Origin of the sequence: Methylomicrobium sp. Wu6, assembly GCF_035916875.1 — a bacterium.
Classification (GTDB): domain Bacteria; phylum Pseudomonadota; class Gammaproteobacteria; order Methylococcales; family Methylomonadaceae; genus Methylomicrobium.
On sequence record NZ_JAXUHN010000080.1, the window covers coordinates 71,209 to 90,997 of the forward strand.

The 19,789-nt window shown below is 54.0% G+C and carries 21 protein-coding genes and 1 pseudogene; 9 read left to right on the forward strand and 13 right to left on the reverse strand.

The window, feature by feature from the left end; translation table 11 throughout:
• Window positions 1-210 precede the first annotated feature (210 nt).
• From U2W12_RS11750 to hxlA, 5 genes are all read right to left on the reverse strand, one after another.
• Window positions 211-1,410, reverse strand: a complete 1,200-nt coding sequence (locus tag U2W12_RS11750; RefSeq protein WP_326500877.1) for a hypothetical protein — start codon at window positions 1,408-1,410, stop codon at window positions 211-213.
• Between the two features lie 114 nt (window positions 1,411-1,524).
• Window positions 1,525-2,184 (reverse strand): hypothetical protein, encoded by a 660-nt coding sequence (locus U2W12_RS11755; RefSeq protein WP_326500878.1) that lies wholly within the window; start codon window positions 2,182-2,184, stop codon window positions 1,525-1,527.
• A 131-nt stretch (window positions 2,185-2,315) separates the two neighbouring features.
• Window positions 2,316-4,310 carry a transketolase gene (gene tkt / locus U2W12_RS11760; protein WP_326500879.1) on the reverse strand — a complete coding sequence of 665 codons (1,995 nt, stop codon included), beginning with the start codon at window positions 4,308-4,310 and terminating at the stop codon, window positions 2,316-2,318.
• A gap of 120 nt (window positions 4,311-4,430) precedes the next feature.
• A complete protein-coding gene (gene hxlB, locus U2W12_RS11765; protein WP_326500880.1) occupies window positions 4,431-4,964 on the reverse strand; it encodes a 6-phospho-3-hexuloisomerase in 534 nt (177 codons plus the stop codon).
• Between the two features lie 2 nt (window positions 4,965-4,966).
• Window positions 4,967-5,608, reverse strand: coding sequence for a 3-hexulose-6-phosphate synthase (gene hxlA / locus U2W12_RS11770; RefSeq protein WP_326500881.1), 642 nt, complete (start codon window positions 5,606-5,608; stop codon window positions 4,967-4,969).
• Window positions 5,609-6,184: 576 nt separating this feature from the next.
• Here hxlA and U2W12_RS11775 point away from each other — a divergent pair.
• Entirely contained in the window at window positions 6,185-7,021 is an 837-nt protein-coding gene (locus tag U2W12_RS11775) for an HAD-IIA family hydrolase (protein ID WP_326500882.1), read from the forward strand.
• 17 nt (window positions 7,022-7,038) lie between these two features.
• Window positions 7,039-8,028, forward strand: coding sequence for a dihydroxyacetone kinase subunit DhaK (dhaK, locus tag U2W12_RS11780; RefSeq protein ID WP_326500883.1), 990 nt, complete (start codon window positions 7,039-7,041; stop codon window positions 8,026-8,028).
• Here dhaK and dhaL read toward each other — a convergent pair.
• Complete coding sequence (gene dhaL, locus U2W12_RS11785) at window positions 8,011-8,655, reverse strand: dihydroxyacetone kinase subunit DhaL (RefSeq protein ID WP_326500884.1); 645 nt, start codon at window positions 8,653-8,655, stop codon at window positions 8,011-8,013. The genes dhaK and dhaL overlap by 18 nt on opposite strands.
• 148 nt (window positions 8,656-8,803) lie before the next feature.
• Here dhaL and U2W12_RS11790 point away from each other — a divergent pair, with 148 nt between their 5' ends.
• The 3 genes from U2W12_RS11790 to U2W12_RS11800 all read left to right on the forward strand — a co-directional run bounded on the left by U2W12_RS11790 (window position 8,804) and on the right by U2W12_RS11800 (window position 10,809).
• Window positions 8,804-9,712 carry a PfkB family carbohydrate kinase gene (locus tag U2W12_RS11790; RefSeq protein WP_326500885.1) on the forward strand — a complete coding sequence of 303 codons (909 nt, stop codon included), beginning with the start codon at window positions 8,804-8,806 and terminating at the stop codon, window positions 9,710-9,712.
• A 46-nt stretch (window positions 9,713-9,758) separates the two neighbouring features.
• Window positions 9,759-10,295: a cob(I)yrinic acid a,c-diamide adenosyltransferase gene (gene cobO, locus U2W12_RS11795; protein WP_326500886.1), complete on the forward strand. Its 537-nt coding sequence runs from the start codon at window positions 9,759-9,761 to the stop codon at window positions 10,293-10,295.
• A 154-nt stretch (window positions 10,296-10,449) separates the two neighbouring features.
• On the forward strand, window positions 10,450-10,809 hold the full coding sequence (locus U2W12_RS11800) for a hypothetical protein (RefSeq protein WP_326500898.1): 360 nt from the start codon (window positions 10,450-10,452) through the stop codon (window positions 10,807-10,809).
• 63 nt (window positions 10,810-10,872) lie between these two features.
• On the opposite strand, the gene eutC is transcribed toward U2W12_RS11800, so the two are convergent.
• Both eutC and U2W12_RS11810 read right to left on the reverse strand, forming a co-directional pair.
• On the reverse strand, window positions 10,873-11,616 hold the full coding sequence (gene eutC, locus U2W12_RS11805; RefSeq protein WP_326500887.1) for an ethanolamine ammonia-lyase subunit EutC: 744 nt from the start codon (window positions 11,614-11,616) through the stop codon (window positions 10,873-10,875).
• Window positions 11,613-13,001 (reverse strand): ethanolamine ammonia-lyase subunit EutB, encoded by a 1,389-nt coding sequence (locus U2W12_RS11810; protein ID WP_326500888.1) that lies wholly within the window; start codon window positions 12,999-13,001, stop codon window positions 11,613-11,615. The genes eutC and U2W12_RS11810 overlap by 4 nt, the downstream gene beginning before the upstream one ends.
• 218 nt (window positions 13,002-13,219) lie before the next feature.
• Here U2W12_RS11810 and U2W12_RS11815 point away from each other — a divergent pair, with 218 nt between their 5' ends.
• Window positions 13,220-14,665 (forward strand): NAD(P)/FAD-dependent oxidoreductase, encoded by a 1,446-nt coding sequence (locus U2W12_RS11815; protein ID WP_326500889.1) that lies wholly within the window; start codon window positions 13,220-13,222, stop codon window positions 14,663-14,665.
• A gap of 119 nt (window positions 14,666-14,784) precedes the next feature.
• Here the strand turns inward: U2W12_RS11815 and U2W12_RS11820 are convergent, their stop codons facing one another.
• A complete protein-coding gene (locus tag U2W12_RS11820; RefSeq protein WP_326500890.1) occupies window positions 14,785-15,324 on the reverse strand; it encodes a MarR family transcriptional regulator in 540 nt (179 codons plus the stop codon).
• 460 nt (window positions 15,325-15,784) lie between these two features.
• On the opposite strand from U2W12_RS11820, the gene U2W12_RS11825 reads away from it, so the two are divergent.
• Together U2W12_RS11825 and U2W12_RS11830 are read left to right on the forward strand one after the other, a co-directional pair.
• On the forward strand, window positions 15,785-16,162 hold the full coding sequence (locus U2W12_RS11825; protein WP_326500891.1) for a hypothetical protein: 378 nt from the start codon (window positions 15,785-15,787) through the stop codon (window positions 16,160-16,162).
• 256 nt (window positions 16,163-16,418) lie between these two features.
• Window positions 16,419-16,724, forward strand: coding sequence for a hypothetical protein (locus tag U2W12_RS11830; protein WP_326500892.1), 306 nt, complete (start codon window positions 16,419-16,421; stop codon window positions 16,722-16,724).
• Here U2W12_RS11830 and purM read toward each other — a convergent pair.
• Window positions 16,715-17,752 carry a phosphoribosylformylglycinamidine cyclo-ligase gene (purM, locus tag U2W12_RS11835; RefSeq protein WP_326500893.1) on the reverse strand — a complete coding sequence of 346 codons (1,038 nt, stop codon included), beginning with the start codon at window positions 17,750-17,752 and terminating at the stop codon, window positions 16,715-16,717. The genes U2W12_RS11830 and purM overlap by 10 nt on opposite strands.
• 216 nt (window positions 17,753-17,968) lie before the next feature.
• Here purM and U2W12_RS11840 point away from each other — a divergent pair, with 216 nt between their 5' ends.
• Window positions 17,969-18,508, forward strand: coding sequence for a hypothetical protein (locus U2W12_RS11840; RefSeq protein ID WP_326500894.1), 540 nt, complete (start codon window positions 17,969-17,971; stop codon window positions 18,506-18,508).
• A 208-nt stretch (window positions 18,509-18,716) separates the two neighbouring features.
• On the opposite strand, the gene U2W12_RS11845 is transcribed toward U2W12_RS11840, so the two are convergent.
• From U2W12_RS11845 to U2W12_RS11855, 3 genes and pseudogenes are all read right to left on the reverse strand, one after another.
• Window positions 18,717-19,076, reverse strand: coding sequence for a hypothetical protein (locus tag U2W12_RS11845; protein ID WP_326500895.1), 360 nt, complete (start codon window positions 19,074-19,076; stop codon window positions 18,717-18,719).
• Entirely contained in the window at window positions 19,051-19,353 is a 303-nt protein-coding gene (locus tag U2W12_RS11850; RefSeq protein WP_326500896.1) for a CPCC family cysteine-rich protein, read from the reverse strand. Before U2W12_RS11850 ends, U2W12_RS11845 begins: the two co-directional genes overlap by 26 nt.
• Before the next feature lie 326 nt (window positions 19,354-19,679).
• Window positions 19,680-19,789, reverse strand: a pseudogene (locus tag U2W12_RS11855) (IS630 family transposase); the annotation flags it as partial.

Consider the following 19,789-nt stretch of genomic DNA (forward strand, 5'->3'; position numbering starts at 1 on the left):
TGCCGATTGTGAATATGGCAGTGACAGAAAAACCGGCAAGCGAAGCCTGGCCAATTCAACTTTACTGTGAGGAAAGAAGTCGTTGAAGATTTCGCAGCTTCCATCCACCTTGTTGCAAGGATCGAAACTACGATTTTGTTACTTCAGATGGAATGCATGAGCCTGTTTTTCGCGCTGGACGAACACAGGCTCAATGCATTAACCTCTGAATCATGTGGATTGCAGCAGGTACTTATCGACTCCTGTCGGCTTTTTGGCGACGGCTGCTTTTTTTGCCGGGCCTTGCTGTGCATTAATATATTTGGAAACCCGCGTTGGCTTCGTTTTCTTCGGCTTAGCGGCGTCATTACCCAAGGCTTCCGACGCCGGAATGAATTCTCCTTCCAAACAAATCTCGGCCGGAACGTCAGCCTGGCTCGCCGAAGCGTCAAACGCATCGTTTTGCAGACTCAGATATTTGGCAACACCGGTCAACACAAACTCCCGATGGACGGGTTGCTTCGCCGCCGCCTTGTCACCGACGGTTTGCGTGTGTTGAACAAGGTATCTGCTCACACCACTCGCCTTGACCGCCTGACTTGGAACCGCCAATCTTTGCTTGATCAAATATCTGGCAACGCCCGAAAACGCCGGCTTGGTTTTGGCAAGCAGAGCTTGCGTTTCCAAATATTTGGCAACACTGCTGACGACCGGTTTTGGCGAATAGACACGGCTCTTTGTCAGGTATCTCGCAACACCGCTTTGACGCGGCTTCAGACTGTCCCGAACGACTTGCCGCGCAATATACTTGGCTACTTTACTGACGGCAGGCTTTTGGCTGTCTAATTTCGCTTGCTGCTGAAAATACAGTCCGACCCGCGTTTTCGCCGGCACCTCCCGAACTTCGACAGACGGTGTTGCCTTTGCCTCCGCTTCCTGCTGAGCGGCAAGTGCCGCAGCTTTCTCGGCTGCGATACGCGCTTCTTCTTCCCGATAATGTTCGATCAGTTTTTGTGCGTCGAGCTTTCTTTGCAGTAAATCCTGTTCGGCCTGATATTTCGCCACGCCGGTCAATGCAGCGAGTTTCGCTTCGGCGATTTCCTGCCGGGTGATATATCGGCCGACACTGGTGCGTTTGGGCAGATATTGGGTTTTAATGATTTGTTTCGCGACATATTTCGCAACGCCACTGGCGGACGTTTCGCAGTCAAAGCGTGCCAAATATTGACTGACGCCAGTCACCCGCGTCACTTCCCGGCTTTTGATCGACTGCACCACCAGGTATTTACCGACGCCCGAGATCGCTTGAGTCTTATTTTTTTTCACATACTTCGACACTCCGGACTCGACAGGCCGGTTCCGAAGGTAGCGCGTCACGCCGGTATTTGTCGCGGCAACCGGAGCTCTTTCGACCGCTCCGGTAGATTGCACATATATATCCTCGGAGTGAGCCAAAGTTTGCTGTTTTTTCGTTCCTGTTTTGGACCGCTTACCAAAGGGATAAAATCCCTCGACCAAGCTGATCAAGTAAGCTTGATCCATCCATTACCCCCGGTCGCGCAGATATTTTTCGACACGAGAAGCTGGCTTTGACGAAGCGCTTTCGGAAGCTGGCTTCTGGCTAGCCATGTACTTGGCAACGCCGGTCAGCGGCGCAGAAGCCGCGGCGGATTTGACTTGTTGCTCCAGGTATCGGGCTACGCCGGTTCCGGTTTTACGGTTCAGGTATTTCGCCACGCCGGTCGCGCCGCCGGCAGCTGGACGCGTTTGAGCTTGCCCCGCGTGACCTACAGGCTGCGCTTGCTTCTTAAAGAAAATCACGCCAACGAACGCCAACACCGCCAAACCGATCAAATAGATGAAATTGGACTCTTCTTTTTTGGCCTCGGGAGCAGCTGAACTCTCAGCAACGGCGCCGGCGCCGGAAGAAGGTGCAGAAGGAGCGGCGGCGGAATGTTTATAGTTGGAATCGGAATAAACGACTTTCGGCTGGAAATCGGCCGCAGGATATTTCGAATCCGCCGGCTTTGCAGTGGATGATGGCGCAGCAGCAGGAGCTGATGAGCTTTCATGCTTGTAATCGGCATCCTGGTAAAGCACTTTCGGTTGAAAGTCGGAAGCAGGATATTGTGAGTCGGCACCCGCAACAGAACTGGCCAACAGTAAAGCCGCAAATGCACCGTTTGTTATATTTATAATTTTCACGTTGTTCACCCTAAAATAAGTCGAAGTATGCGGAACGAGGTCCTAGACAGTGTGATGCGCATTCGCGATGCCCAGGAACGCGTCAATTGACAGGCTGCCCCCGCCCGCCGGGGCAGCCTGTCATTTTTCAATTAAAGTACAGCTTCCACGTGCTTGACGACATTTTCGACGGTGAAGCCAAACTCCTTGAAAAGGAGTCCTGCCGGCGCCGATTCACCGAAGTGATCTATACCGACGACCTTGCCGTTGCTGCCGACATATCTCCACCAACCTTCGGTGACGCCGGCTTCGACTGCAACCCGCTTGGTAACAGCCGCAGGCAATACCGATTCACGGTATTCAGCATCCTGCGCATCGAAAACGTTCGTGGACGGCATCGAAACAACACGAATCTTGCTGCCTTTCGCCCGGAGTTCATCCGCCGCTTTCAACGCAAGTTCGACTTCTGAACCGGTCGCAATGATGATCGCATCCGGCTGGCCTTCGCTGTCGCTCAAGATATAACCGCCGCGAGAAATCAATTTGATTTGCTCTTCGCTACGCGGAATATGCGGCAGATTTTGCCGTGAGAATACCAATGTGGTCGGACCATCCTTACGCTCGATCGCCGCGCGCCAGGACACTGCCGTTTCGACCGCGTCGCACGGGCGCCAGACATGCATGGTCGGAATCATCCGCAGGGTAGCGGTTTGCTCGATCGGTTGGTGAGTTGGACCGTCTTCGCCCAGACCGATGGAGTCATGGGTATAAACGAAGATCGATCTGATCTTCATCAACGCCGCCATCCGCAGTGCGTTACGCGCATACTCGGAGAACATCAGGAAGGTCGCGCCAAACGGGATCAAGCCGCCATGCAGGGCGATACCGTTCATGATCGCGGACATGCCGAACTCGCGCACACCGTAGTTGACATAGTTCGCTGCCGGCTTGTTCGCACGCATCGGCTTGTAACCGGACCATTCGGTCATGTTCGAACAGCCGAGGTCGGCCGAACCGCCAAAAATTTCGGGCAACAATTTTGCGTAACCTTCGATTGATGCCAACGATGACAAACGGGTCGCGGTGGTTTTGGCTTGTGCGTTAACGGAAGCAACAAAGCTGTCCGCGTCGGCTTGCCAATTCGCCGGCAAATCGCCATTCATCCGGCGTTCGAAATCGGCCGCCAATTCAGGATAAGCCGCTTTATAAGCCGCAAACGCCTCATTCCAGGCTTTCTCGGCCGCCGCGCCTTTGGCTTTCGCGTCCCAACCGGCATAGACTTCGGCAGGCACTTCGAAAGGACCGTAATCCCAACCCAAAGCGGCCTTCGTCAGATTAATTTCTTCTTCACCCAAGGGCGCGCCGTGGCAGGCATGACTGCCGGCTTTGTTAGGCGCACCGAAACCGATCGTGGTTTTGCAGCAGATCAGCGTCGGCTTGTCGGTCATCACTTTCGCCAGTTCGATCGCTTTGGCGATCGCTTGCGAATCATGGCCGTCGACATCGGCAATAACGTGCCAGCCGTAGGCTTCGAAACGTTTTGGGGTATTGTCGGTAAACCAGCCCTCGACGTGTCCGTCGATCGAAATACCGTTATCGTCCCAGAAAGCGATCAGATTGCCCAGACCCAACGTACCGGCCAGCGAGCAGGCTTCATGGGAAATACCTTCCATCAAGCAGCCGTCACCCAGGAATACATAGGTTTTGTGGTCGACAATTTTATGACCGTCTTTATTGAAATTCGCAGCCAACGCTTTTTCGGCAATCGCCATGCCGACCGCGTTGGTGATGCCTTGACCCAGAGGACCGGTCGTGGTTTCCACGCCTGGCGCATAGCCGTACTCAGGGTGGCCTGGAGTCTTGGAGTGCAACTGACGGAACTGTTTCAGTTCTTCGATCGGCAAATCGTAACCGGTCAGATGCAGCAGGGAATAAATCAGCATTGAGCCGTGGCCATTGGACAGTACAAACCGGTCGCGGTTTGGCCATTTTGGATTGGCCGGATTGTGGTGCATATGATCGTTCCACAATACCTCGGCAATATCCGCCATACCCATCGGGGCGCCTGGATGGCCCGAATTTGCTTTTTGTACAGCATCCATGCTCAAAGCGCGAATGGCGTTAGCTAATACACGGCGCGATGCCATAGTCTTCTCCTTTGTTGGTAAATTATGTTGAGTTAATCAGCCTATTCAGCGTCAGTTGATTTCGTCGCCAAACACATGAGAAAAGAACGGGCAGCCTAGGCCGCCCGTTCTTGGATTACGCTATTCTAGGTTAGCGTGCCTTTCCCTCATGATTTCTTCCGGGATGCCTTTCTCATGGATGATATGAGAAATGGTCGCTTCGAGGAAGAACAGGGTCGACAGTTCGAAAACCGTGCCCATTGGCATTCCGACCACTTTGCCGTATTGTTCAGCCTGGCCGATCTGGAAAACCGCGTCGGCCATGTCGCCTATCGTTGAACTGCTCTTTGCCGAGATCAACACAATGTCTGCGCCGATTTTTTTCGCGCTTTTCGTGAATGCAATCAGCTGCTCGGTTTCGCCCGAGCCTGAAATGATAATCAACAAGTCGCCGCTTTTAATGCTAGGCGTGACAATCTCACCCACAACGCTGACATCGTAACCGGCATGCACCAATCGCATCGCAAAGAAATTGCCGACAAGTTTGGAACGACCGGCGCCTGAAACAAATATACGCTTGGCGTTGTCAAGCATTCGGGTCAGCTTTTGATCGTAAGACGAATCGGTCGCCGACAGAATGCCCGAAATTTTATCTACGATAAGTTGCTGATGCATTGTTATACAGCTTCAACCAGTTCGCGGATTTCACGCGCAGCGTCTGCTGGGGATGGAGCGCCATAGATGGCAGCGCCGACCACGATGATGTTCGCGCCAGCTCTGACGACGTCTTGTACGGTAGAGGCTTTGATACCGCCCGCAACAGAAATTCTGACGTTCAGACCCAATCTGGCGATGTCGCTCAGATCGCCGAATGGAGTGTGGCCGGCAGCTTGAGCGTCCAGACCGGTATGCACGCCCATGATGTGAGCGCCGGCTTCCGCGCAAGCGCGTGCGCAAGCGACTTTGTCGTCAACGTTGATCAGGTCGATTTGAGCTTCCGCGCCGTGAGCGTTAGCGGCTTTGATGACGCCTTTGCAAGTTGCCAAGCCGGATACGCCCAGAACGGTGCAGATGTCGGCGCCTGCTGCATAGAAAGGAGTCGCTTCGTATTCACCGGCGTCCATGGTTTTCAGGTCAACCAGCAACAATTTATCCGGGAATCTGGCGCGCAGGTCTTTAACCAGGTTAACACCGTTGTGCTTGATGCAAGGAGTGCCGATCTCGAAAATATCGACGTGTGGCGCTACGGTTTCGGCCAGCGCGATGGTTGCGTTGTAATCCAGAGAATCTAATGCGATTTGAATTAATGGTTTTGCCATGATATTGCTCCAATGGTTTGTTATTGTAGTTAGGTGATTACCTGTTTAATGCGAACGCTACTGTAAATTAGAAAGGGGAGTCATGTCAATGATCCGTGCTGAATACAGTAACGACGCCGTCTGCCGGTCTTTTAAGATGCTTTAAAAATAATCTTATTTTCAGTCAGTTATCTGCTAATTTTTGCCTATTTTGCCACGTTTCGCCGCGGTTCTTCGCATGAACTAAACACGATCGAAAATAAGCGTTTTTTAGCGTTTGATTGCCAGCGATAGAGCCATTATAAATGGTAATAGCATAAATCGTAGGCGACCAAATCCCCTATTTGTTCGCGCCACGATGAACCTAATCCACCTTTTTTCGGCCCCACTTTCCTTCGCCGCAAGGACTAGACAAGCGCCTGACTCTTATGCCAAGCTGTTACGAGTCAAGGCTTACGCCGCTTGAATCAACGGGCGGCGACCGCTATTCATTGACTTTCAATTAAGACGCCCTCCGCAGCACCGCAGGAGAGTAAACCAGCGGAAGCTAAGAATGAAACATTGCTTCGCGCCTTGTTCCCGAAGAGAAATAATTTTATGGAATCTTTCAACAATATCCGCGCCATGATCATCGACATGGACGGGGTGCTCTGGCATGGAACCGTGCCGCAACCCGGCCTGTGCGAGTTTTTCGAAACCCTTCGCGACCTTCAGATCCGTTTCATCCTGGCGACCAACAATGCCAGCCAGACGCAGGACCAATATGTCAAAAAACTCGCCGGAATGGGCGTGACCGTTGCGAAGGATCAAGTTTTGACATCCGGCATGGCGACCGCCCTGCATCTTGCCGAACACGCCGACCCGACTTCAACTCGCGTGTTTGTGGTCGGCGAAGACGGCGCCTGCGAACCCTTGCGCGAACAAGGATTTACCTTGACTGGGCTGTACGAACTCAAAACCGATAAAACACCAAATGCGCAAGGCGCAGATATCGTTGTCTGCGGCAAGGATTCGACGCTGACCTGGGACAAGCTCGCGACCGCGACCTTGAATATCCGGGCCGGCGCCAAGTTCATCGGCACCAATGCCGACACGACCCTGCCGACCGAATACGGCGTAACGCATGGAAACGGGGCAATTCTGGCTGCCCTGACAACCGCGACCGGCGTCTCGCCGATGATCATCGGCAAGCCCGAGCCGATCATGTACCGGCAGGCAATGAAATTGCTGGGTTCCGATCCTGCCGAAACGATCGCGATCGGCGACCGCCTCGAAACCGACATTCTTGGCGCGGTGCGCACCGGCATCCGCAGTTTGATGGTTTTGACCGGCATATCGAGCGAGGACGATTTGCGCGGCTGCGACTATCAACCGACCTGGCTGATGCCGGATATTATCGCCGTTGCCGAGGCCTTGCGCCGCCAAACAGATTAACAACCGGAGTCACAGCCATGAAAAAATTCATCAATGACATCGACAGCCTGCTCGAAGACAGCCTGAAGGGTTTTGCAAAAGCGCATGCCGACATCATCGAACTGAACCTGCAACCTCATTTCATCAAACGCCTTAAGCCCGGCAAGCCTAACAAAGTCGCGCTGATTTCCGGCGGCGGTTCGGGCCACGAACCGCTGCACAGCGGCTTCGTCGGGACCGGCATGCTCGATGCGGCCTGCCCCGGGCAGATCTTTACCTCGCCGACGCCGGATCAAATGCTGGCCGCGACAGAAGCAGTCGATCAGGGCTGCGGCGTGCTGTTCATCGTGAAGAATTATGCCGGCGATGTGATGAATTTCGAAATCGCGGCCGAAATGCTCGAATCGCCGAACGCGACCGTGTTGGTCAACGATGACGTGTCCCTACCCAAGACGCACAGCGTCGGGCGGCGCGGCGTGGCCGGCACTCTGATCGTCGAAAAAATGGTCGGAGCGGCCGCCGAAGCAGGCGCCGACCTGGCAACCTGTAAAGCCTTGGGCGATAAGGTCAATCAATCCACCGCATCGATCGGAATCGCGCTGACCAGTTGCACGGTTCCCGCGCTGGGCAAACCGACTTTCGAACTGGGCGAGGCGGAAATGGAAATGGGCGTCGGCATCCACGGCGAACACGGCCGCGAGACGATGCCATTAGCAAACGCCAGCACTATTGTGGAGCATTTGGCTACGGCAATTGACGAGGAACTGAAACCGCAACGCGGCCAGGCCGTGCTACTGCATGTAAATGGCTTCGGCGGCACCCCTCTGATCGAACTGCATCTGATCTACCATCTGGCAGCCCAATACTGGGAGAAACGCGGCGTCGTGATTACCCGCTCGCTGGTCGGCAATTTCACGACCTCGCTGGATATGGCCGGATGCTCGATCACGCTGACGCTGATTGACGAGGAATTGCTCAGGCTCTGGGATGCGCCGGTCAATACCGCCGCTTTACGCTGGGGCTGCTGACGACGCGAGCACTCCCGCGGTCGCCGCGATCATCAACTGCGCGGTTTTCGCGCCCGCATCGATATGACCAAGACTGCGCTCGCCGAGAAAAGACGCCCTGCCCTTGGTCGCCAGCATATTGCGGGTCGCTTCAACCCCGGCCTCGGCGGCATTGGTGATGCCGGCCAGCAAGTCATTCAATGCCTGCGAAGCCGCTGCCGCTGTTTGCAAACGTTGCGCCGCCGGAATCAACACATCGAGCATCGTTTTTTCGCCCGCATCCGCCTTGCCCCGAAGCTTGACCGACTCGACACCCTGCGCGAACGCGGACGCAAAAACCGGCAAATCGACCGACTGGCCGCGCAGCGCTTTACTGATCGTCACGAACAAGGTTCCGTACAACGAACCGGACGCCCCCCCGACCGTCGACATCAAGGTCATGCCGATTTTCTGCATCGCGGCCGCCCAATCCAGTTGCGCTATCTCCGCGCTTTGCGCCTGCAGCGCATGAATACCGCGCTGCAAATTGACCACATGATCGCCATCGCCGATCGCCTGATCAAGCTGGGTCACTTCCTCGGCGTTTTTTTCGATCGTATCGGCGATAGCCTGGATGATACGCGGCAAAATTTCGGGATTGATCTGCATGAAGCCTCCATGAACTCGGTCGATTCGCCGCTTGTATTGTATGGGAGACTCAAATTATCGTCCGGCATATCAAAAACGGCGGTTAAATGATTACTGTTTTCGATTAGAATAACGCGCATTTTGCTTAGCTGTCCACACCCAAAAACCTATGAAAACACCATTCATTGATGTCGACGTGCTCTGTATCGGCCATGCCTCTTACGATCTGGTGTTCTCGGTCGATCATCATCCGGCCGAGGACGAAAAAACCTTCGCGACCGGCTTCGTCGATTGCGGCGGCGGGCCTGCCGCAAATGCGGCCATCATGGTCGCCAACCTGGGTTTCCGGGCAGCCTTCGCAGGCTACCTCGGCGCGGATTTTTACGGCGACAAACACTTGCAGGAGCTAATCGATCACGGCGTCGAGACCGGGCTGATCGTGCGCGGCCCCGCGCCGACGCCGATTTCAACGGTGCTGGTCAAACCGGACGGCAAACGGGCGCTGATCAATTATAAAATCGGCACTCAGCCATTGCCCGCAGATGCGTTGGACTTTACAAACATCCGCCCGCAAGCGGTGCTGTTCGACGGTCACGAACCGGATGTTTCCGCCGCTTATTGCCGGAAACTGCGCGGCCAGAACATCCCGACCGTGCTCGATGCCGGCTCGCTGCACGCAGGCACGCAAGCGTTGATAAGCGAGGTCGATTATCTGGTTTGCTCGGAAAAATTCGCTCTGCAGATTGCAGGCTCCGTTGAACGGGCGCTCAGGCAATTGGCCGAAATCGCGCCGAACGTCGTGATTACGCTGAGCGAAAACGGCCTGTTCTGGCGGCGAGGAGCCGAGCACGGCTTCATGCCGGCCTTCAAAGTCGCCGATGTCGATTCGACCGGCGCCGGCGATGCCTTTCACGGCGCCTTCGCGGCGGCGGTCTCACAACAGATGGATTGGATTGATAGCTTGCGTTATGCTGCCGCAGCTGGAGCGCTGTGTTGTACGAAGATGGGAGCGCGTCCGGGCATGCCGACGCGGGAAGATCATCGCCGATTGTTCGAGCAAGGCGACCTTAAACAATAAACGAATTAATCCTTCTCCCTCTGGGAGAGGGCGAAGGATTCTCAATATGAAAGACAGAAACAGACGCCAAGGCCTGATCGTGGTCAACACCGGCGAAGGTAAAGGCAAATCGTCCAGCGCATTCGGGATGGCGTTTCGCGCCGCCGGCTGGGGCATGAAAGTCTGCGTGATTCAGTTCATCAAAGGCCAATGGCAAACCGGCGAGCAAAAAGCCGCCCAGCGCTTCGACAATATCGAATGGCATGCCCTCGGCGACGGCTTTACCTGGGACACCAAGAATCCCGAACAGGACATCAAAACCAGCCGCGAGATCTGGGAACTCAGCAAACAAAAAATACTCTCCGAAGAATTCGACGTGGTCGTGCTGGACGAAATCAATTACTGCTGCGGCTATCATTGGATCAACGGCGAGGAAATCGCCGAATTCATCGGGCAACACCGGCCGCGCTGGATGCATCTGATTTTGACCGGACGCAATGCGGCTCCCGAAGTCATTGCGATAGCCGACACCGTCACCGAAATGACCATGGTCAAACATGCCTATCAACGCGGCATCAAAGCGGAACAAGGGATAGAATTTTGAGCCGGGCGGTGTAACATGCCACATAAAATTGCCGGCAAACAGTAATTCGCTTAGAATTCGTAAGGAAGTTTCCGGAAGACCGGACAGAGAGCAACTGGGACAAAACACATTAATAAATAAGAGGTGCCAAATGAGTGAAAATGAAGATACCAAGATGGGTGAAACTGCCAAGCTGATGTGGGCCGTGATCGGCGTTTTTGTGGTCGGCTTTATTGTCGTTGCGGTCAGCAAACAGGAATCGCCGCAGCAAGCCGAAGCGCAGTCGATGCTCAGAAATTATGTCGCGATCCAGCAGATGGCCAACCAGAAATGTCCGGCAGCGATTTTGAAAGAAACCGGCGAAGAAGCCTTCTTCCCTTCCGAAGATCCCATCACCGACAAGGAAACCTATATCACCTTGAAATGGAAGGGCGAGAAAAACTTTAAGGAAGCCTCCTGCACGCTGCACGGATCGCTGGGCGGCATCTCCGAATTGATCATCGATGGCAAGACGATCATCAAAAAGAAAATCTAAACGATAGTTTCATGATTCCCGGAGCCATGCAACGCATGGCTCCAATCACTCCGACTTTACCAGTCAACCAAGAAAGAGACTCGGCATGTCGTCCTTCAACGCCACCCCCGACACCTTCCGCTGTAACGCTTCATGACTCAGATAAGCCAGCTTCGTAGCGGCTGTCTGGTAGGACAGCCCTTCCGGCGGACGGATATTCGAGATACAGTTGCGCTCCGCATCGGTATTACCGACACGCGGCGCATAGGTCAAATAGACGCCAAGGCTGTCCGCCGCACTGAGTCCCGGCCGTTCGCCGACCACGATCACGGATAATCGTGCATTCAGCAATTCACCGATTTGATCCGCCAGCGCGACCCGAGCATTCGGCACCAAACAGACCGGCCCGCAGCGCAACGGAATGCGACTGTAGACTGCCATTATTGCTCGCAATAGCGCCAAACCATGACTTTCAACCGCGATTGAAGATAACCCGTTACTGATAGTCAGGACGACATCGATCGCTGGTTGACGATGCAATAGCAATGTCTGCCGGCTTGCCACGTCGAGACATCGCCCCAGATCGGGTCTTTGCAGATATTGCACCCTGTCCGCAACCGGCGTAGCCAGGCATAGCGGTTCCACGCCCAGCGCCTTGACCGCTTCAGATAAACGCTCGATGTCCCAGGGCTGATGAATCGCATCCCGCGCCATGGCATGCGCAAGTTGAAAATCGAGCAAAGCCGAGGTCGGCAGACTAGAACCTGAACGCCCTTGAGCGATTCTGGCTTGAGTGAAACGGCGGAGCGTATCCCAAGGATCATTCATGCGGTCTCTCCAAGAAACGCTCCGAAATCGCTCAGTAACGGCGTCTCCCGACGCCCGTCCGCCAAGCTGTTGCGGCCGTTGAAAATGCCCATCGCATTCAGCCATGACTCGAATTCGGGCGCCGGACTCAAACCCAGCACTTCTCGTAGATACAGCGCATCATGAAACGAGGTGCTTTGATAGGCCAGCATGATGTCGTCAGCGCCCGGAATGCCCATGATGTAATTGCAACCGGCGACGCCGAGCAGCGTCAACAGCGTGTCCATGTCGTTCTGATCAGCCTCGGCGTGATTGGTATAGCAAATATCGCAGCCCATCGGCAGCCCGAGAAGCTTGCCGCAGAAATGATCTTCGAGGCCGGCGCGGATGATCTGCTTGCCGTCATAAAGATATTCGGGACCGATAAAGCCGACGACCGTATTGACCAGCAGCGGCGAAAACTCCCTCGCCACCGCATAAGCCCGCGCCTCGCAGGTCTGCGCATCGACGCCATGATGGGCATTCGCCGACAACGCGCTGCCCTGCCCCGTTTCGAAATACATCAGATTGTTGCCGATGCTACCCCGGCCCAACGCTTCGGCCATCGCTTTGGCTTCGCGCAAAATCGCCAGATCGACGCCAAAACTGCGATTAGCCGTCTCGGTGCCGGCGATCGACTGAAAGACCAGATCGACCGGCGCACCGCGCTGCATCAGTTCCATGCTGGTCGTCACATGCGCCAACACGCAGGATTGCGTCGGAATCTGATGTCGGCTTATGATTTCATCGAGCAGATTCAACAACGTATGCACGTTCCGCAGATTGTCGGTCGCCGGATTAATACCGATCACCGCATCGCCGCTGCCGTAGAGCAGACCATCCAGAATCGATGCCGCAATCCCGCGCGGATCGTCTGTCGGGTGATTCGGCTGCAGCCGCGTCGCAAGCCTTCCCGGCAAGCCAAGCGTATTGCGAAAGCGGGTCACGACCCGGCAACGGCGCGCAACCGCGATCAAATCCTGATTGCGCATGATCTTGCTGACCGCGGCAACCATCTCCGGCATCAAGCCCGGCGCCAGCGCAGACAAATCGCCCGTGCCGGCCAACAGCCAGTTTCGAAATTCGCCGACCGTCAACCCCGCCACCGGCGCGAATGCTGTCATATCGTGCCGCTCCAATATCAGCCGCGAAACTTCATCCTGCTCCGGCGAGATCAACGGTTCTTCAATAAATTGCCGCAAAGGCACGTCGGCCAATAGCCGCTGCGCAACGACGCGCTCAACCTCCGACTCCGCCGCCAGCCCGGCCAATTCATCCGCCGACCGCCGCGGCGAGGCCTTTGCCATCAGGGTTAGGAGGCTCCTGAATTGAAACGATTTGCCCTGTACGGTCGCGGAATGCTTCATAACTGAAAACCCTAGAGCAACGCCCTTGTCAACTGGTAAACCGGTCAGCATACGGCAGGCCCATGACAACCATGTGACGGCCCGAAGCGTTCGGAAATCACAAGCAGAACCCATGCCGATGCCGAAAAACCCTTTTATGTATTTGATCATTTCGTTGCTATATTGGCAATAGACTTTCCCACGACCGGGCTTTTCGCCATCAATTGAGACTCTTGCCGATGAATAACGCATCCCTTCCATTGTTGCACTGCCTCTGCGCCCTGTTCATTCTGTGCGTGTCGTCATGCACACCGCACTTGCATCGGGACACGGCGCGAGAGAGCACCGCCGACGTATTGATCGTCGGCGCCGGCCTGTCCGGCCTCAGTTCGGCCTATCATTTGCAAAAAGCCGGCAAAACGGCTTTGATACTTGAAATGAGCCCACATATCGGCGGCCGCATACGCACCGCCAGCTATGCCGATCACGCTCGTGCCGAAGTCGGACTGGAAGAGTTTTGGGGGAACAACCCAGCGCTCGATATTTTCCGTGAACTCGACATCCCGCTCGAAACCGCTTACACCAGCTTTTCAAGCTTCAGTTATCAAGGCAAGCTATTCCCGTTCATGCATGAAACCAACCTGGAATTTCTGGAGGCGTTCATCGGCAGCGAGGAAATGCCTGCTTACCGGGTATGGGATCAAAAAATGACAACCCTGTATCAGCAGTTTGACCGCCGCCCGCTCACGGATGAACTCACCGCATTGCAGGACATCTCGTTTGCCGACTGGATCAGGCAACAGAGCGGCCTTTCACCCAAGGCGCAGGAATTTGTGCGCATCGAAACCGAACCGGAATTTGCCACATCCTGGGAAAAAATCAGCGCACTTGACGGCATCGCGGAATGGCATATATTCTCCGGCGAAGGTACATCGCCCTATCATGTGATCGGCGGCAACCAGCGCGCCGCCGAAAAGATCGCCGATGCGATCGGACGAAATAACATCCGCCTGAATCAACTGGTCACGCACATCCAATCGACCGATTCCGGAGTCGAGATCACCGCGACCGACACAGGCACCTATGAGCAAAAAATTTATCGCGCCGATTATGTGATTACCGCGATCCCGCTGTTCAGGCTCAACGACATCCAGTTCGACCCGCCGCTGTCGGAAGAACGCAAGGAAGCGATTCAGACCCAAAGCGGCGGCGCCTACTTTACAGCCCACATCCTGGTTGACGGCAATGCCAAGAGGTTTTGGACGCAGAACGGTGAAAGCGTGCTGCCGATTCTGACTGACGGCCCATTGGGCGTGATCTACGAAGGAAACAGCGAGGCCGGCAAGGATGCGCTGCTGAATTTGCTAGTGTCCGGCGATTATGCGGAGCGTTTCAATTCGAGGATCGGCAGTCCCGACAGCATTCGCGAAACACTGCTCGCGGCTCTCGACAAACAATGGCCCGGTTTTCGTCCGGCGGTCAAACAAATGACCTTTTACCGCTACCATCCGCACGCGATAGCGTCCTGGCCGGTCGGCCGGTCGCGTTTCGACCGCTTCTCCGAAGCACTCAGAAAACCGCAGGGCCGTGTTTATTTTGCCGGCGATTTTACCGAAGATACGCATTCGAATGGTGCCGCGCATTCGGCGCTACGCGCGGTGAAGGACATTCTACGGCGGCGTTGATCCAGCCGCCTAACTAAGTGTTTGCCATACCAACATTATGTCGGCACGGATTACCGCCAGATTCAGATAATCCCGCAATCCTGCGCCCCGGCATCATGCTGCTTCGTTGACCGCCTAACTCAGCAACCCCGGACGGGGCTCTCTTTTCGATGACGTTTACAGATATTCTTGATCAAAGCGCGCCTGCCATCGACTGCATCGGCAGATTTCCCGCCGCCATCGCCACGCGCGGTCATGACGGCTCTACGCAACCGCAGCAAAGCAGCTTCAAGCGTAGTGATGTCTTCAGGGGAATACTCATTGAATATATGATCAATAAAAACCAAGTGCTCCGGAAAGGCGCGTTCATATAAGACCGAACCCGCCGCCGTCAGGCTCACGATCTGACTACGGCCGTCCGTTTTCGAGGCTGCGCGTTGAACGAGGCCTTTATCCTCAAGGCGATTGACGATGCCGGTCAGGGTACCTTTGGTGATGATGGTTTTTTCACCCAGCATCTTAAAGGTCATGCCGTCCGTGTTGCCCAAGGACAGGATAATGTCGAACTGGGGCAACGTCAGATCCAGCGTATGAACATGAGTGGCCGCATAGGCTAAAAAAGCTTGCTGGGTGCGAGCTAACTCGCGCAGCGCGCTGGGGAAGGGAGATGAAGCATTCATGGAGTGACGATGAATTTGTTTTGATTAGAACAAAATAATAGTCCTAATCTATAGCAACCTCAAGCTATTTGCCCTTATTACCCTACCAATGATCGTCGGATAGGGTCATACACTGGGTGTTTATGGAGTTCCAGTCATTTTCGGCAAGCTCTGCCGATGATGCGACTCAAATAGAGCGCCCACAAAAAACTAATCCAATGCACGCACAGAAAGCCTTAAAAACGATACAATACATTGATATATAAACAAAATAAAATTTGCGCGCGACACTGAAAACGCAGGCGACGAAGCAGAGCTTTCAAAAGAAACTGTCCTAATAAGAACTATTTTAGTTTTAATTAGAACTTCTTGTGCTAGAATTTCACCGTACTTAGCGATTAACCCGAATCTGAACCGCATAAAAAGCTTCTCTTAATCGTTAGGCAAACTAATTCTCTTTATCTACTATGAGGTTTACCCCATGAACGCATTCAAAAAAATCCTGGCTTCTTTCGTGATCGCTACCCTGTCATCCAGCGCTTTTGCGGTGGCAAATCCAACGTATGAAGATGTTAAAACAGCCATCGACAATACGCTGGCTAAAGTCGAAGAGGCTATTACGGCCCTGAACAATGGCTCCGACAACGAGGCAGTGGCCAAGCTGGTCAGCGATGCCCGCCAAACTCAAAAAGATATTGCCAATAACGTGCTGGACGTTAAGCGCAACAGAGCCAGCGGTGTCTTGAATCAAGCGCGTGCCGCACTGAAGGACAATAATTTGCAAGCGGCTAAGGAATCGTTAACGGATGCCGCCAACAAGTATAAGGAAATACAACAAATTTACGCCTCGACTCATTAAGCTGACCGTGGCTGCGCCGACAGGCCTGCCACCTTAAACGCAGATGAAACCCTTAGCCGGCCTTTCGGATAAGGGTTTTTTACTATTTGGACAATACGCTGTTAGAGTTGTCGAGTAACAGAATGGCTGGAATTCTAAAATGAAGTGGCAGGCTTGCAGCCCAAACGCATGAAAAATCTATGCGTTACATCCCTGTTAATACGCTGGGCACGGTAACCGGTTTGCCGCCCCCAGCAAAACTGAATTAAGCAATCCGTTGACCGGCAGATTGCAGCGCTTTCGGCTTCCCGGTACACAGACGATCACGGTGGCGCTTCTCGCGATGACCTTAGCATTCGGCCTGCATCCGATCGAGCTAATCTTCGCAATCATGGCCGGCGGCGGGGCGATTGTTCGGCTTCTTGGGCCTGCCCTGCTGGCGCCGCCGGCCGCATCGGTGGTCTCATGCATGCGCATGACTGATATAAGGAAAGCGAGTTTTACAGCCGGGCTTAAGACTTTCAAACGGAGCCGGGACGGCTATCGCCTACCCCAACGACAGTGTCCGATAGGCTACACGTAAATGACCTTCGCCTTGCCCTCGCCCGCAATCAGCCTGCCTATCGGAAACGCCGTTTCGCCCAAGCCCGTTAAATTTTCCAGAGCCGCCTGCTCGTCTTCCGGCGCAACGCAGACGATCATGCCGATACCGCAGTTGAAGGTTGTCAGCATGTCGGCCTCGTCGACATTGCCGTTTTCTTGCAGCCATTTGAATATTGTCGGCAGTTGCCAGGAGGCAAGATCGATTTCTGCATCCATGCCGTCCAGCAGCACGCGCGGCAGATTTTCAGTTATGCCGCCGCCGGTAATGTGCGCCAACGCGTGCACGTCGATTTTGTCGAGCAGCGCGAGCAGCGGCCTCACGTATATCCTGGTCGGCGCGAGCAAGATTTCGCCGAGCGTTTTGCCCTCGAACGGCGCATCCAGTTTGGCGCCGCTGACCTCGATAATCTTCCGGATCAGCGAATAGCCGTTAGAATGCGGCCCCGAAGAAGCGATGCCGAGCAGTTTGTCGCCGACCTTGACTTTGCCGCCGTCCAGCGCCTTGCTTTTTTCGACGATGCCGACGCAGAAGCCGGCCAGATCGTATTCGCCGTCCGCATACATGCCCGGCATTTCGGCCGTCTCGCCGCCGACCAGCGCCGCGCCAGCCTGTTCGCAGCCCTTGCCGATGCCATCGATGACTGCCGCGGCGGTATCGACATCGAGCCGACCTGTCGCGAAATAATCGAGAAAAAACAGCGGTTCGGCACCCTGCACGATGATGTCGTTCACACACATCGCGACCAGATCAATGCCGACCGTATCATGCACGTTCATGTCGATCGCCAGTTTCAGCTTAGTGCCGACGCCATCGGTGCCGGAGACTAAAACGGGCTCGCGGTAGCGGTCCAAAGGCAGTTCAAACATCGATCCGAAACCGCCCAAACCGGCCATCACGCCTGCTGTGCGCGTTCTCGCGGCGATCGGTTTGATGCGTTCGACCAAGCTGTTGCCGGCCTCAATATCGACGCCGGCGCTTTTGTAATTCAGGCTCTGTTGCTCTCTCAAGGCAGTGCTCTCTCAATAAATTTTAATTGTGCTATTGTACAAGACAACCCGAGTTTTGGGTGAAGCTCTCGCGCGGCTTTTTGAGAAAACCGATGCATTTGTTCCGAACCAGCAAAAACTTTACGGTTGAATTTGCAGAAAAAACTGATTACAGTTGCATGGATCGGGCTATCGGTAAGGATAGGTTTCTTTAAAACGTCATCTGTAGGCATGTCTATGAAAACAAGAATAATAAAATTTACATCGTTCATCGCGATCCTGCTGGCAGCACAAACCGCAACCGCCTACGAGGATGAAAAAACCGAAGTACTCTGCAAAGACCCCAAATTTACCGACTTCACACTGAAAGAATATAGCGAGCCGGATAAATTCGAAGTGCCACCGGAAAGCGCATTCGAGTTCAAGGTCTCCGCTTGGTCAAACCCGAGCACGATCAGACTGACCGGCAAAAATGAAAAAATTCCTTTCACGGTCGAAAGCAACAGCAGTTTTCATAAGGTCAAGGCCAAGTTGCCGGCCAGTTTGACCGGCAAATTTGTCAGAATCAATGCGGCTGTGAAAGCGGTATTGGGCTGTGAAGAGAAGAAAGGCTGGTTGATCAAGGTTGCAGAAGGCGCACCCGCAGCATCCGCCGCACCTGCCGCTGACGCATCGGCCCCCGAAGTCAATGCTCCTGCAGTTCCGGCTACCCCCGAAAAATCAGCGCCCGCGGCGGCAACCGAGCCGGCCAAGCCCGCCGCTCCAGCGCCTCAGTAAGCATTCTTTAAAATCAGCTTCCTTCTAACAAGTCAGGCCGCGCCAGCTGCCTGACATTTGATTGCTCACCCAAAGCAAGTTATTGGAACAGTCTAGGCCGGACGGGTTTTGTCAACCCATCAGCACATTTTCTTGAAACCTTGAAGTTGGCTTGAAACGTTGAGGTCGGGGTTGCAAACCCCGGCCTGTCGGGTTGGGCTTAGTGTGCCTACTCGATTTCGACTTTTCTTTTGCCAAAATTTCCGCGCGCGGCAAAACCCTGCTTAGCAACGGCAAAAACGAATAACGGCTGGCTTGCCCGATTAGGCTGGAACACCAGGGCGACACTAACCCCGCTATGCCGAACGACAACAAGGCCAAAACCTACAATCGCAACGTACAAAAAACCAACCCGATCCACCACAAAAACGGCTACAGCCACACAAGTTAAACAATAAAACCCGAACCCGATAGACTCTGAAGGCCAACGACACAAAACTGAAAGGGGTAAACTTGGTACAAACCAAGACGGCACAAAGCCAATGGCCGGAAATGATAAGCGGCTAAAGAAACAGGCGAACTTGCTCATCGGTGTCAGTGGGTTCACGAACGCACTTTATGATAGCTCTGTCGCAGACACCAAAGGCGAGGAAGTTCTGACGAGCTTGGTTCAGGGAAGTGCTGTTAGGGGCAAAAACCTCTTCTAAAAACGGATCGTCAATACCGTTATCTTCCCAGAAACAAATATCACAGATTTCATACTCACCTGGTTGATCAAGAGTAGCGTAGCCGCAACATGGGCAGACGAAGCGACCATTTTTACCTTGTTCCCTAGGTTTAATTTTATTATCGGTTTGTTCGTTCATTTTAGATGAATGCAACATTTTTCTCTTTTTGCCCAACGTAGAGCTAACCGGGCGCGGCCCGGAAAGCCGAAAAAACAAAACCGCATTATAACCGCGCTCCGGTTGAGCGCCATGTTATGCGTGACCTTATTGACCATTTGAAATTGCCTGTTTGATTATTGGGGTCACTGAAGCTGAAGTAATACCACGCTCTTTGCAGTATTTAGATTGCAACCAAACAGAGAGCTGCTTTTGCCCCTTGCTGGCATTGCACCCGCAGCAACAAAGAACGATGTTTTCTCTGGTAATAATTGTTGCATCATTAACGATGTGTTCCCAACTAGTGTCTAATTGCATAAGTTAGAGATTGTATTTTTGATCTGGCTGCCAACGACTTCGCGTTTCTTCCAAACGAAAGGTTGCGCTCCCGTGTTGTAGGCAGCAATGTATTTCTCCA